The organism is Planotetraspora sp. A-T 1434 (genome assembly GCF_025420585.1).
GTDB lineage: Bacteria > Actinomycetota > Actinomycetes > Streptosporangiales > Streptosporangiaceae > JAOEGB01.
This window is the reverse complement of record NZ_JAOEGB010000006.1, coordinates 90,384-104,035: the sequence shown is the minus strand read 5'-3', so window position 1 is coordinate 104,035 and position 13,652 is coordinate 90,384. Positions and strand designations below refer to the sequence as shown.

Below are 13,652 nucleotides of genomic sequence, written 5' to 3'. Positions count from 1 at the left end.
CGTCGCTATGGCGGGTTCATGCACGTAGCGGGCCCATTCATGCCAAGCGTTTGATATTCTGAGAGCCCGTGGGCATTGGGGGTCGCCAACTTGGGCGGCCGAGGATCGAACCACGGGAGCCTTTCTTGCGCAGCGCCACCCAGAGCAAGCAAACACTGACCAAGCATCTGTTCGTCACCGGTGGCGTCGCCTCCAGTCTGGGCAAGGGGCTCACCGCCTCCAGCCTCGGGCGCCTCCTGAAGCTGCGTGGCCTGCGGGTCACGATGCAGAAGCTCGACCCCTACCTCAACGTGGACCCCGGGACGATGAACCCGTTCCAGCACGGCGAGGTGTTCGTCACCGACGACGGGGCCGAGACCGACCTGGACGTGGGCCACTACGAGCGGTTCCTGGACACCGAGCTGCACGGCTCGGCCAACGTCACGACCGGCCAGGTCTACTCGAACGTGATCGCCAAGGAGCGCCGGGGCGAGTACCTGGGCGACACCGTGCAGGTCATCCCGCACATCACCAACGAGATCAAGGACCGCATCCAGGGGATGGCCGGCCCCGACGTCGACGTGGTGATCACCGAGGTGGGCGGCACCGTGGGTGACATCGAGTCGCTGCCGTTCCTCGAGGCCGTGCGCCAGGTCCGCCACGAGGTGGGCCGCGACAACGTCTTCTTCCTCCACGTCTCGCTCCTGCCGTACATCGGCCCGAGCGGGGAGCTGAAGACCAAGCCGACCCAGCACTCCGTGGCCGCCCTGCGCAGCATCGGCATCCAGCCGGACGCCATCGTCTGCCGGTCCGACCGGCCCATCACCACCTCCCTCAAGCGCAAGATCAGCCTGATGTGCGACGTGGACGAGGACGCCGTCGTGTCCGCGGTCGACGCGGCCTCGATCTACGACATCCCCAAGGTCCTGCACTCCGAGGGGCTCGACGCGTACGTCGTCAGAAGGCTCGGCCTGCCGTTCCGCGACGTGGACTGGAAGGAGTGGGACCAGCTCCTGCGGCGCGTGCACCGGCCCGCCAAGGAGGTCACGATCGCGCTGGTCGGCAAGTACATCGACCTGCCCGACGCGTACCTGTCGGTCACCGAGGCGCTCCGCGCCGGCGGCTTCGCCAACGACGCCCGCGTCAACATCCGCTGGGTCAAGAGCGACGACTGCGAGACCCCCGAGGGCGCCGCCCGCGAGCTGGACGGCGCCGACGGCGTGCTCATTCCCGGCGGCTTCGGGGTCCGCGGCATCGAGGGCAAGGTCGGCGCGGTACGGCACGCCCGCGAGGAGAAGGTGCCGCTGCTGGGCATCTGCCTCGGCATGCAGTGCATGGTCATCGAGGCCGCCCGCAACCTCGCCGGGATCGCCGACGCCGACAGCACCGAGTTCGACCCCGGCACGGCCGACCCGGTGATCTCCACGATGGCCGACCAGGAGGACGTCGTCTCCGGCGACCGCGACATGGGCGGCACCATGCGGCTCGGCCTGTACCCGGCCAAGCTCACCGACGGCACCCTCGCCCGCCAGCTGTACGGCAAGGCCAAGGTGGAGGAGCGGCACCGCCACCGCTACGAGGTGAACAACTCCTTCCGCGAGCGGCTCGAGAAGATCGGTATGGTGTTCTCCGGGCTGTCGCCCGACGGCCGGCTGGTGGAGTACGCCGAGCTGGCCGCCGAGCAGCATCCCTTCTTCATCGGCACCCAGGCGCACCCCGAGTTCCGGTCCCGCCCCACCCGGGCGCACCCGCTCTTCAAGGGGCTCGTGCAGGCCGCCCTGGTGTACGCCGACACCCGTGAGAATGTCGCGAAGGCAGGCCGTACCAAGTGAACATCGAAGACCTGGCGGAGTCCTGGGAGGTCACCGGCTCGGCGGAGCGGTTCGCCGGGCGGGTGATCTCCGTGCGGACCGACACGGTGAAGATGCCGGGCGGCGTGGTGGCCGACCGGGACTACGTCGTCCACCCCGGCTCGGTGGGGGTCGTCGCCCTCGACGACGACGACCGCGTGCTGCTGATCCGCCAGTACCGGCATCCCGTCCGGCGCCTGCTCTGGGAGCTCCCGGCCGGCATCCGGGACGTGCCCGGCGAGCCCCTGGTCGACTGCGCGGCCAGGGAACTGGCCGAGGAGGCCGCCTACCGCGCCCGCACCTGGCACACGCTGCTCGACATCCACACCTCGCCCGGCATGAGCAGTGAGAGCATCCGGATCTTCCTCGCGCGTGACCTCGAGCCGATCCCCGACGAGGAGAACGTGTTCGTCCACCAGCACGAGGAGATCGACATGCCGGTGATGTGGATCCCCCTGGCGGCGGCGGTCGGCAAGGCGCTGTCAGGAATGATCCACAATTCTGTGGCCGTCGCCGGTATTCTCGCCGCATACGCCGCTTCCGCCGACGGTTTCAAGGGCCTGCGACCCGCCGACGCGCCGGAGGCATGAGACCGTAGGGGGACGTCCTGACCGAGCCCGAGGCGGTGCTGTCCAGCTACCTCGCCCATCTGGCGGTGGAGCGGGGGCTGGCTGCCAACACGCTCGCGTCTTACCGCCGTGACCTGCGCCGATATATCGACCACCTGGCGGCGCGCGGGCTCGACACCTTCGCCCAGATCGCGGAGTCCGACGTCGTCGCCTTCCTGACCTCGCTTCGGGAGGGCGACGACGAGCATCAGGCGCTGGTCGCCAGTTCGGCGGCCCGCGCGGTCTCCGCCGTACGCGGCCTGCACCGGTTCGCCCTTCGCGAGGGCGTCTCGGGGCACGACCCCGCGCACGAGGTGCGCCCGCCGCGGCAGCTCCGCAGGCTCCCCAAGGCGATCACCGTGGCCGAGGTCGAGCGCCTCATCGCCGCCTCCGGCCCCGAGGACGCGCCGCTGACCCTCCGCAACCGCGCGCTCCTCGAGGTCCTGTACGGCACGGGCGCCCGGATCTCCGAGGCCGTGGGGCTGGCCGTGGATGACGTGCCCTCCAGGGACGACACTGATCACGGGGAGGATCACGACCAGGTGCGGCTGCGGGGCAAGGGCGGCAGGTCGAGGATCGTCCCGCTCGGCCGGTTCGCCCGGCAGGCCCTCGACGCGTACATGGTGCGGGCGAGGCCCCGGATCGCCGCTCACGGCCGGGGGACTCCCGCCCTGTTCCTCAACGCGAGGGGCGGCAGGCTGACCCGTCAGGGCGCCTGGGAGGTGCTCCAGGCGGCGGCGGACCGGGCGGGCCTTTCCGGTGTTTCTCCGCATATGTTGCGGCATTCGTTCGCAACCCACCTCCTGGACGGCGGCGCCGACGTTAGGGTTGTGCAGGAGTTGCTCGGCCACGCCTCGGTGACCACGACCCAGGTGTACACCCTGGTGACGGTCGACAAGCTCCGCGAGGTCTACGCGGCGGCCCATCCGCGGGCCCTGCGCTGAAGGCACTTCCAGGGGGCGCCGATATCGCGGCCCTGGGCGCGGCGCCTTGCCGCATACGTGCCAACCCTTTAAATTCGATCAGGTTCGGGGCCGTCAGGGAGGTTCAACAGGTGACTGCGACCACAGATGCGACGTGGACCGCGGGGACCCCCGGCGGTGCGATCGGGCCGACCGGCCGTCCCCGCCCGGTGTTCCCGGAGCCGACGCCGCCGGAGAAGCACGGACCGGCGCGGATCGTCGCGATGGTCAACCAGAAGGGCGGCGTCGGCAAGACGACCACCACGATCAACCTGGGCGCCGCGCTGGCCGAGGTGGGGCAGCGGGTGCTGCTGGTGGACTTCGACCCGCAGGGCGCGCTGTCCGTCGGGCTCGGGATCGACCCCCGGCCGCTCGAGTCGACCGTCTACGACCTCCTCATGGAGGAGCCGGACGTCACCGTTGAGGACGTGCTGCTCAACACCACCGTCGAGGGCATGGACCTGCTCCCGAGCAACATCTTCCTGTCCGGCGCGGAGATCAGGCTCGTCAACGAGGTCGCGCGGGAGTACGCGCTGCAGCGGGTGCTGGAGCCCCTTCTGCCGCACTACGACATCTGCCTGATCGACTGCCAGCCCTCGCTGGGGCTGCTCACCGTCAACGCGCTGACCTGCGCGCACAGCGTGATGATCCCGCTGGAGTGCGAGTTCTTCGCCCTGCGCGGCGTCGCGCTGCTGATGGAGTCGATCAGCAAGGTCCAGGAGCGCCTGAACAAGAACCTCGAGATCGACGGCCTGCTCGCCACCATGTACGACCCGCGGACGCTGCACGCCCGCGAGGTCCTCCAGACGATCATGCAGGGCTTCGGCGACAAGGTCTTCCACACCGTCATCAACCGGACGGTACGGTTCCCCGACGCCACCCTCGCCGGCGAGCCGATCACGCAGTTCGACCCCGGATCGATGGGCGCCACCGCCTACCGCGAGCTCGCCCGGGAGCTCCTCGCCAGGTGGCCCTCGCGGGTTTGATTGCCTTTCCTCCTCCCCGAGGAGAGACAATGGGAGGCGTGACCCAGCAGGAGACCGGCGAGGAGACTGGGCGGGACAGCGGGCCCACGGGTGGCTTCCAGGTGCACCTGGACAACTTCGAGGGGCCGTTCGACCTGCTGCTCGGCCTGATCTCCAAGCACAAGCTGGACATCACCGAGGTCTCCCTGCACAAGGTCACCGACGAGTTCATCGCGTACATCCGCTCCCGGGGACCCGAATGGGACCTCGACCAGACGAGCCACTTCCTGCTGGTCGCGGCGACTCTCCTCGATCTCAAGGCGGCCAGGTTGCTGCCCACCGGAGAGGTCGAGGACGAGGAGGACCTCGCGCTGCTAGAAGCACGCGACCTGCTCTTCGCCCGGCTCCTGCAATACCGCGCCTACAAGGAGGCCGCCAAGGTCTTCTCCGGCCGGATAGCGGAGGAGGCGCTGCGCTTCCCCAGGTCCGTGCCCATGGAGAAGCGGTTCGCGGACCTGCTGCCCGAGCTGGTGCTCGGCATCGGCCCCGAGCAGCTCGCCAAGATCGCCGCCAAGGCCTTCACACCGAAGGTCCCGCCGTCCGTTTCCGTGACCCACATCTACCAACCGCTCGCCAGTGTGCGCGAACAGGCCGCTATCCTTGTCCAACGGCTGAGGCGGCTCCAGAAGGCCACCTTCCGGGTGCTCACCGCCGACTGCGCGGGCACCTTCGAGATCGTCGCCCGCTTCCTGGCCGTCCTGGAGCTTTTCAGGGAGGCCGCCGTCTCGTTCGAGCAGCTGGAGCCACTCGGGGACCTGTACGTGACGTGGACGGGCGCCGCGGACGGTGACGTAGCCGTCGGTGACGACTACGACGAGAGCGTCAGGGACGCGGGCGGGAACGAGCCCCGGAACGACGGCGGGGACGAGGGCCGCGGCGGGGGAGGCAAGGCCGCCGGAACGCCCGCGGACCAGCCCGGGCGGTGATCCGCGCGGTGACCGAGCGGCGGCTCCGCCGTGCAGCACGACCGACGAGGAGTTATGGAACGCAGCGAGGGCACCGGCTTCCAGCCGGCCCCTGAGGACGCCTCCGAGACGTCCGCGGGGTTGAACGGCTCCGGGGAGACGCCCGAGGCGGGACCGAGCCTCAACGCGGCTCTGGAGGCGATCCTGATGGTGGTGGACGAGCCGGTCGCGGAGATCACGCTGGCTCAGGTCCTGGAGCGCCCCACCAACGAGGTCGCCGCGGCCCTTCGTGATCTCTCCGCGGAATACACCGCCGCCGGACGGGGTTTCGACCTTCGGGAGGTCGCCGGCGGCTGGCGCTTCTACACCCGGGCGGAATGCGCCCAGCTGGTGGAGCGGTTCGTCAGGGACGGCCAGCAGGCGCGGCTCACGCAGGCGGCGCTGGAGACCCTGGCCGTGGTCGCCTACCGGCAACCGGTCAGCCGGGCCCGCGTGGCGGCGGTGCGCGGCGTGAACAGCGACGGCGTCATGCGGACGCTGGTCGCCCGAGGCCTCGTGGAAGAGGCCGGAACCGACCCGGAGAGCCAGGCAGTGCTCTACCGGACGACGAGTTACTTCCTGGAGAGGCTGGGGCTGCGGGATCTCGGTGAGCTTCCCGAGCTGGCCCCCTTCCTTCCGGACGACGTGGAAACCCTAGAGGAGCAGAAGTGAACAGCAGGCGTGGCACCCCGTCCGGTGATGGACGCGGTCGAAGCCGGAGCACCGGTCAGCAGGGCGGCAGCCCCCGAGGTGGATCTCGCGGCGGGTCCCGTGGCGGATCCGGCGGTGGGTTCGGCGGCGGGTCGGGCGGCCCGTTCCGCGGCGGATCCCGGGACGACCGGCGCGGGGGTTCCCGGAGTTCGGACTCAGGCGACCGGGCCAGGCCCGACTACCGGTCTCAGTACGGCTCGGACGACCGCGCCCCAGAGCGTGACCGGGACCGGGACAGGGATCGCTCCACCGGCCGCGGCGGTGACGACCGCTACTCGCGCGGCGGCTCCGCCCGTGACGGTGGTTCGCGTGGTTCCTTCGGTGACCGCGGCGCCTCCCGCGATGGTGGTTCGCGTGGCTCGTTCGGTGACCGCGGCGCATCTCGGGGCGGCGGCTCCTTCCGTGACGGCGGTTCGCGTGGTTCCTTCGGTGACCGCGGTGCCTCCCGCGATGGTGGTTCGCGTGGCTCGTTCGGTGACCGCGGCGCATCTCGGGGCGGCGGCTCGTTCCGTGACGGCGGCTCGTTCCGTGACGGCGGCCGTGGCGCTGCCCGTGGCGGGGGCGGGTTCCGTGACGGTGACCGTGCTCCCTTCCGCGCCGACCGCGCCGGCGATTCACGCAGCCGGTACGGCAGGCCCGGCGGGGCTCCCGACCGCGACAGTGCTCCGTACCGTGACCGGGACCGCGACGGTGCTCCGTACCGCGACCGGGACTCCTCCCGAGCGGATGGTGGCGGCTCGCGTGGCGGGTACGGCAGGCCGGGCGGCGACCGTCCCCGTGGGGCCGACCGTGGCTACGACCGGTCGGAGCGCGGGTTCGACCGTGACGAACGGCCGGGCGGCGACCGCCGTACCTCGACGGGCGACCGCCCCGGGTTCCGCGCCGAGCGCGGGGGAGCGCGCGCCAGGAGTGACCGGCGCGATGACGTGCAGACGATCGGCCGGATCGGCGGCGGCAACGACCGGGGCGGTTCCCGCGGCCGGTTCGGCAAGGACAGCTCGCGGCGCGAGCTGCGCGGTGGCGCCGGCGCGTCCCGTGGCGGCGACCAGGCCCGCACGTCGTCCGGCGGCCGTGGCGGCGGCAATCCCGCCGCGGGCCGGAATCCCGTCGCGAACCGCAATCCCGGTGGGAACCCGTTCAAGAGCTCACGGCAGCCGCTGCGCGACCCGGACTTCTACGACGAGGACTACACCGATGAGCGCGACACCACCGAGGTGCCGGGCGGCGAGCGGCTGCAGAAGGTCCTCGCCCAGGCGGGCGTGGCCAGCCGCCGGGCCTGCGAGGAGATGATCGGCGATGGCCGGGTGACGGTGGACGGTCAGGTCGTCCGCCGGTTCGGCGCGCGCGTGGATCCGGTCAAGCAGGTCATCCACGTCGACGGCAAGCGCATCCCGACGTCGTCGGAGCTGGTCTACTACGCGCTCAACAAGCCGATCGGCGTGGTCAGCACGATGGACGACCCGGACGGCCGACCGTGCCTTCAGGACTTCGTCCAGGATCTCGCGCCCCGGCTCTTCCACGTCGGCCGTCTGGACACCGAGACCGAGGGCCTGCTGCTGTTCACCAACGACGGCGAGCTGGCGCACCGGCTGACCCACCCGAGCTACGGCGTGCGGAAGAAGTACTGGGCCAAGGTGCCCGGTCCCGTGCCGCGTGACCTGCACCGGGTCCTCCGCAAGGGCATCGAGCTGGAGGACGGCCTGGCCAAGGTCGACGAGTTCCACATCGTGCAGGAGCACGGCCAGCAGGCGCTGGTGGAGGTCGTCCTGCACGAGGGGCGCAAGCACATCGTCAGGCGGCTGCTGGAGTCGTCCGGCCACCGGGTGATCGACCTGGCGCGCATCGAGTTCGGCCCGGTCAAGCTGGGCCGGCTGAAGCCGGGCACGGTGCGGACGCTGACGCTTCAGGAAGTCGGCGACCTCTACGCGGCCGTCGGCCTGTAGCCTTGCCGCTCCGGTAAGCAAACTTCGCAAGCCGGGCACAATGACTGAGAGGCCACAACGATGGGCGGCGGAGCATGCCCATCCCTCCCATCGGGTGAGAGGGGAACGACATGGTGCGGGCCATCCGTGGAGCCATTCAGGTCGACGGTGACGATCGCGACTCGATCGTCACCGGGACGACCGAGCTGGTGACCGAGGTGATGGAGCGCAACAAGATCACGACAGACGACGTGATCAGCGTGATTTTCACCGCCACGCCGGACCTGACCGCGGAGTTTCCCGCGCTGGCGGCGCGCAAGCTGGGTTTTCACGATGTTCCGCTGCTGTGCGCCAGCGAGATCGACGTGCCCGGCGCGCTGCCGCGCGTGGTGCGCCTGATGGCGCACGTGAACATCGACCGGCCGCGTCATGAGATCCAGCACGTGTACCTGCGGGGCGCGGTGGCGCTCCGCGTGGACATCGCCCAGTGACAGCCCGGTAGAGAGCCCGCACAGGCCCAGCGGCGGGCCCACACGGTCGCACGGACAAGCGGGAACGGCGGGCGCGCGCCGGTCGGCCCCGGAAGATACGGCATAGGACGAGACGATGACTCCCATCGAGGGCGTGACGATCGGCAGTGTTGTCGTTGTCGGAACGGGTCTGATCGGCACCTCGATCGCCCTCGCCCTGCGCCAGCGCGGCGTGCGGGTCTACCTGGCCGACCGGGACGCGGCAGCCGTACGGTTAGCGAGGGAGCTGGGCGCGGGGGAGGAGTGGCCGTCCGACCGGACCGCGGACCTGGCGGTCATCGCGGTTCCTCCGCAGTTCGTCGCCCAGCAACTGCTCGACCTGCAGAAGAACGAGGCCGCCCGGTTCTACACCGACGTCGCCAGCGTCAAGGTGCTGCCGCTGGCCCAGGCCGTACAGCTCGGGTGTGATCTGTCGACCTACGTCGCGGGTCATCCGCTCGCCGGGCGGGAGCGGTCGGGACCGGCGGCGGCGAGGGCCGACCTGTTCCTCGGGCGTCCATGGGCGCTGTGCCCCACGGGCGAGGCGTCCGGCGAGGCCGTCGAGGCGGTTCTGGAGCTGATCGGGCTGTGCGGCGGAAACCCCGTCAGGGTGGACCCGGGGGAGCACGACAGCGCCGTGGCGGTCATCTCGCACGCGCCGCACGTGACCGCGGCCGCGGTGGCGGCACGGCTGGCGGAGGCGTCGGACACGGCGCTGGGCCTCTCCGGCCAGGGCGTGCGCGACGTGACCCGCATCGCGGCGGGAGATCCGGCGCTGTGGACGGGGATCCTGTCGGGTAACGCCGCTCCCGTGGCCGAGGTGCTGGAGGCCGTCGTGGCCGACCTCGCGGCGGCGGCCCGGGCCCTGCGCGCGTTCGCGGGTGACGGCACGGCGGTCTCGGGCGTCACCGAACTGCTCGAACGCGGTGTCCGGGGGACCAACCGGATCCCCGGCAAGCACGGCGGCCCGGCCCGCACCTACGCGGTGGTCCAGGTCGTCATCGGCGACCGTCCGGGCGAGCTGGCCCGGCTCGTTCAGGCCGCCGGCGAGACCGGGGTCAACATCGAGGACATCCGTCTGGAACACGCTCCTGGGCTGCCCCTCGGCGCGGCCGAGCTGTACGTCCAGCCGGACGCCGCGACGGTCCTGGTGGACGGCCTCCGCGAACGCGGGTGGCACGTCCCGAGCTGAGTCCTGACGCTTCCTGGGCGCACCTCCCGGGGCGGGCCGGTGACACCGGCGGGGCCCGCCCCGGGAGGTTGCGCGGGCGAGTCTCCTCGATGACCTTGGCGAGGACGCGGCCTTAATATTAAGTAATCGTTAAGAACCTTTCCTAACATTCGGCGATGCAGCAAGATGGGCGTCACTCGAAACACTCGCCCCCCGAGGTGACCGCAAGTGATACGTCCACGCACCGCCCTCCTTTCCGTCGCAGCCCTCGCCCTGACGACCCTCGCCATCCCCCAGCCCGCGGCTCAGGCCGTCATGGGCTGGCAGCTCCGCTGGGCGCCGGAGGCGTCCACCACGGGCCTGAACGCCTTCGAGACCGTCGAGGACGACCGGGCCGACTCCCACCCCGCAGGCGCCCCGCACATCAAGGTGTCGGGCAACGACTACCGGTTCGACATGCACATGGTCGACCGGGACAGCATGACGGACCGTCAGCGTCACGAGGTCACCGGCATGCGCACCAGCTCGACGTCGTATCTCCAGTGGAACCTCGGCGAAACCTGGCGGGTCACCTACTCGATGTACATCCCGAGTTCGCTGAAGGCCACTACGTCCTTCACCCACATCATGCAGATGAAGGAGCCCGGCACCGGGAGCTCCCCCATCGCGGTCACGTCGCTCCGCCGGGTGAACGGCGTGCAGACGATCGAGAACCGGGTCATCGAGGGCGACGTCCTGGTCGGGCGGACCGACCTCGTGCCACTGCAGAACAAGTGGATCGACGTCGAGTACGAGATCAAGATCGGCGACGGCACGGCCGGGTCGGTTCGCTGGGTCATCCGCAGCGGCGGCGTCACGATCGTCGACGCCAAGAAGACCGGTGTCGACACCTTCCTCGCCGACCGGGTCCGGCCGAAGTGGGGCATCTACCGCTCCCTCGGCGACACCTCGGGGTCGCTGCAGGACACCTACCTGCTGCTCCGCAACATGCGCGGCTACGAGTGGGCCGACGGCCCCGCCCCGAGCCCCTCCCCGACGCCGACGAAGACGCCGACGCCTACTCCCACCCCCACCAAGACGCCGACCCCCACCCCGACTCCGACTCCGACCAAGACGCCGACCCCGTCCCCCACTCCCACCAAGACCCCGACCCCGTCCCCCACCCCGACGGGGGTCACGTCGTGGAAGGCCGGCACGAGCTACGCCGTGGGCGCCCTCGTCACCTACAACGGCGTGACGTACAAGTGCCTGCAGGCGCACACCGCCCAGGTCGGCTGGGAGCCGCCGAACGTGCCCGCCCTCTGGCAGAAGGTCTGATCCATTACCGCGGCCCATGAGCCACGCCCGGCCGGTCTCGCCGCCGGCCGGGCTAATGGCTACATGATCTTCCCCTGGGTTTGCGGTGCGATGACCGCTCGGCGGCCGTCCGCCCTGGCGGGGGACAGGGTGCGGACGGCGAGGTAGATCAGCGTCCCGATCGGGGAGAGCAGGATCGTCAGCGCCAGGATGGGACCCGTGACCAACGGGGAGGTCCCCTTGTCGCGCGAGTCCAGGTACATCCATCTGCCGACGAACAGGTCGAAGCCGATCAGATGTGCCCACAGCGCCGCGGCACCGGCCGGGCTGCCGAAGAAATCTCCGAGAACCTCCAGATCTGGGCGGCTGACGGCCGCCCAGAGTCCGGCGAAGTTGGGGATCGCCAGAGCCAGGTAGACGAGCAGCGGCGGCACGATGATCAGAGGCGAGGAGACGATCCGCCGGGTCCACGTCCATCCGGGAGCGAAGATCATGAGCGCCCAGAACGGCACGGCCAGCGGGAACGTGAGCCGGAACAGCGTCTCGGTCATCGGACGGCGACCTCGGGCGCGGACGTGCGGAGGACGGGCTGCGCCGCCTGCCCTCGCCGGCCGACGGCGATCGCGATCAGGCCCAGGCCGCCCAGCTCCGCCGCGTCGGGACGGGGCAGCGGCTGGCCGCGCAGAGCCTGCCAGGTGAGCAGGGCCATGAGGGCTCCGTAGCCGGCCACGGCGATCCGGATGGGGCCGACGCGCACGCCCTGCCCCCCAGCACGGAGAGTCGGCAGCATCCAGGCGATCACCGTGCCGAACGCTATGAACGACACGCAGAACTTGAGTGGTTTCAACCAGATCGGCTCGCCCAGGAGCATGCGGTCGTTGGCGATCAGTCCAATGACGCACATCAGGGCGAGCACGCCGAGCGCCCCGCACAAGAGCATGAGCGGCCGGTGCCATCGAAGCGGCATGCGGGTCCTCCCGTTGACAGCACAACTATCGATAGTTCAAGGATCCGTACTGTTCGGCCGGTTGGCAAGAGGCGGGGAACGGTACGTGCAGACGGGACGGCCCCGCCAAGAGGAGCTGGGCGAACGAGCCCGATGTCGCCTTGGCCCGGTTCACGGCATCCAGCCGCGAAACCGCCCCCAGCTTGCCGAAGATGTTCCGCAGGTGCCGCTTGACGGTGCCCTCGGTTATCGACAGCCGTACGGCGATCTGCCGGTTGCTGAGGGCCCAGGCGACGAGGACGAGGACCTCTTCCTCCCGTTCGGTGAGCAGGGGCCGGGGCCCGGAGGGCGCGACGCCGTTCTGGGGGCGCGGCGCGACGATGACCCGGTGAGTGCTCCTGTGGACGCTGCGAATGGCTGTCGCGAGATCCTGCCGGCTGATGCCCTTGTGCAGGTAACCCCTCGCGCCCGCCGCCAGCATCTCCTGCACGATCCGCGGGTCGTCGTGCATCGTCAGCACGACGACCGTGCTTCTGGGTGACACGTGCCCAAGCTGCATGGTCGTGTACGCGGGCGGGCGGCCGGGCATCTCGATGTCGAGAAGCACGACGTCGGGCTGCGTCTTCGCCGCCGCCGAGACGACGTTGCGGGCGTCTCCGGCCTGGCCGACGACCTGGAAGTCGGGTTCGGCGCGAAGGAGCTCGCACAGCGCCTCCCGCAGCAGCGTGTGGTCGTCCGCCACGACGATGCGGATGCGGTCACTGCTCATGGCCGCACTCGGCAAGCGGGACGGAGATGTCGATTCTCGTCCCCGTCGAGCCGTGACTGGTCATGCGGAAATCGCCCCCCAAGAGTTCGGTCCGTTCGCGCATCGAGGCGAGGCCGGTTCCGCCGGACAGCTGGGCGGAGCGCACGCCGGTGCCGTCGTCCTCGACGACTACCACCACCTTCCGGGGCTCGATCGTGGCGTGTGCGGACACCGCGTTGGCTCGCGCGTGAGTGAGCGCGTTCCGCAGGGCTTCGCGGACGACCGCGTACAACTCGCCCCTGATGTCCGCGGGCAGCGACGTCTCCTCCCCCCGCACTGTGACGCTCAGGTGGACCCGTGCCGGTTTGACGGCCTCGGCGAAGGCGCGCAGCGAGTGTTCAAGCCCGGTTTCGGGAGCATGGGGGCGCAATCCGGCGACCAGCCGCCGCACGGTGTCCCACGTGTCGTTCAGGGCCTGCCGTACCCGCTGGAGGTCGTCCTGCCCCTCCGGGGAGCCCAGGCGCAGCTCGTAGAGGTCCAGGCGGCGGAGTGCGAGGTTCACGCCACTTCCTATCCAGTCGTGGATGTCCCTGCTTAAGAACGCGCGGAGTCTCTCCTGCGCGGTCTCGATCCGGTCCAGCGTCTCCACCTCGGCCCGCGCGCCGAAGGCCCCCACGAGTGCCAGGATGCCGCGGTTGAGCTCGGGCAGCACGCGGTCCTGAAGACGTGCCCAGTCACCGTCGTCCGATACGGCCTGCGCCAGGTGGTTACACACCGTGTCGAACAGTTCCGACCAGGCCGTGGTGGCCGCGACGAGGCCGACGTCACGCACTGTCGAGCTCGGCAACGCGGCCACCGCCTGCTCGACGTGCCCCGATCTCGTTCCCGTACAGGCCCTGAGAAGGAACTCCGTCTGCTTGCGCCACTCGGCCCATACCAGCGGATCCTGGACGATGGGACTCGCCAACTCCCTCAGGCGAG

General features: G+C 70.4%; 14 protein-coding genes. 10 read left to right on the top strand and 4 right to left on the bottom strand.

The window, feature by feature from the left end:
- Nucleotides 1–125: 125 nt before the first annotated feature.
- From N5079_RS09995 to N5079_RS09950, 10 genes are all read left to right on the top strand, one after another.
- Nucleotides 126–1,811, top strand: coding sequence for a CTP synthase (locus N5079_RS09995; protein ID WP_315967810.1), 1,686 nt, complete (start codon nt 126–128; stop codon nt 1,809–1,811).
- A complete protein-coding gene (locus tag N5079_RS09990; protein ID WP_261583321.1) occupies nt 1,808–2,419 on the top strand; it encodes an NUDIX domain-containing protein in 612 nt (203 codons plus the stop codon). Before N5079_RS09995 ends, N5079_RS09990 begins: the two co-directional genes overlap by 4 nt.
- Nucleotides 2,420–2,436: 17 nt before the next feature.
- Nucleotides 2,437–3,381, top strand: a complete 945-nt coding sequence (locus N5079_RS09985; protein ID WP_410007769.1) for a site-specific tyrosine recombinase XerD — start codon at nt 2,437–2,439, stop codon at nt 3,379–3,381.
- A gap of 110 nt (nt 3,382–3,491) precedes the next feature.
- On the top strand, nt 3,492–4,385 hold the full coding sequence (locus N5079_RS09980) for a ParA family protein (RefSeq protein ID WP_410007763.1): 894 nt from the start codon (nt 3,492–3,494) through the stop codon (nt 4,383–4,385).
- Nucleotides 4,386–4,414: 29 nt separating this feature from the next.
- Nucleotides 4,415–5,350: a segregation and condensation protein A gene (locus tag N5079_RS09975; RefSeq protein WP_261583319.1), complete on the top strand. Its 936-nt coding sequence runs from the start codon at nt 4,415–4,417 to the stop codon at nt 5,348–5,350.
- Between the two features lie 54 nt (nt 5,351–5,404).
- Nucleotides 5,405–6,040 (top strand): SMC-Scp complex subunit ScpB, encoded by a 636-nt coding sequence (scpB, locus tag N5079_RS09970; protein WP_261583318.1) that lies wholly within the window; start codon nt 5,405–5,407, stop codon nt 6,038–6,040.
- On the top strand, nt 6,037–8,022 hold the full coding sequence (locus tag N5079_RS09965) for a pseudouridine synthase (protein WP_261583317.1): 1,986 nt from the start codon (nt 6,037–6,039) through the stop codon (nt 8,020–8,022). The genes scpB and N5079_RS09965 overlap by 4 nt, the downstream gene beginning before the upstream one ends.
- Nucleotides 8,023–8,132: 110 nt before the next feature.
- Entirely contained in the window at nt 8,133–8,492 is a 360-nt protein-coding gene (gene aroH / locus N5079_RS09960; protein WP_261583316.1) for a chorismate mutase, read from the top strand.
- Nucleotides 8,493–8,607: 115 nt separating this feature from the next.
- Nucleotides 8,608–9,702: a prephenate dehydrogenase gene (locus N5079_RS09955; protein ID WP_261583315.1), complete on the top strand. Its 1,095-nt coding sequence runs from the start codon at nt 8,608–8,610 to the stop codon at nt 9,700–9,702.
- Between the two features lie 207 nt (nt 9,703–9,909).
- Nucleotides 9,910–10,998 (top strand): carbohydrate-binding protein, encoded by a 1,089-nt coding sequence (locus N5079_RS09950; protein ID WP_261583314.1) that lies wholly within the window; start codon nt 9,910–9,912, stop codon nt 10,996–10,998.
- Nucleotides 10,999–11,057: 59 nt separating this feature from the next.
- Here N5079_RS09950 and N5079_RS09945 read toward each other — a convergent pair whose 3' ends face one another.
- From N5079_RS09945 to N5079_RS09930, 4 genes are read right to left on the bottom strand one after another with little or no spacing between them, the layout of a single operon-like run.
- Nucleotides 11,058–11,528, bottom strand: a complete 471-nt coding sequence (locus N5079_RS09945) for an ABA4-like family protein (RefSeq protein ID WP_261583313.1) — start codon at nt 11,526–11,528, stop codon at nt 11,058–11,060.
- Complete coding sequence (locus N5079_RS09940; RefSeq protein ID WP_261583312.1) at nt 11,525–11,944, bottom strand: hypothetical protein; 420 nt, start codon at nt 11,942–11,944, stop codon at nt 11,525–11,527. The genes N5079_RS09945 and N5079_RS09940 overlap by 4 nt, the downstream gene beginning before the upstream one ends.
- Nucleotides 11,945–11,969: 25 nt before the next feature.
- Nucleotides 11,970–12,692 carry a response regulator gene (locus tag N5079_RS09935; RefSeq protein WP_261583311.1) on the bottom strand — a complete coding sequence of 241 codons (723 nt, stop codon included), beginning with the start codon at nt 12,690–12,692 and terminating at the stop codon, nt 11,970–11,972.
- Complete coding sequence (locus tag N5079_RS09930; RefSeq protein WP_261583310.1) at nt 12,682–13,638, bottom strand: sensor histidine kinase; 957 nt, start codon at nt 13,636–13,638, stop codon at nt 12,682–12,684. Before N5079_RS09930 ends, N5079_RS09935 begins: the two co-directional genes overlap by 11 nt.
- Nucleotides 13,639–13,652: the final 14 nt, after the last annotated feature.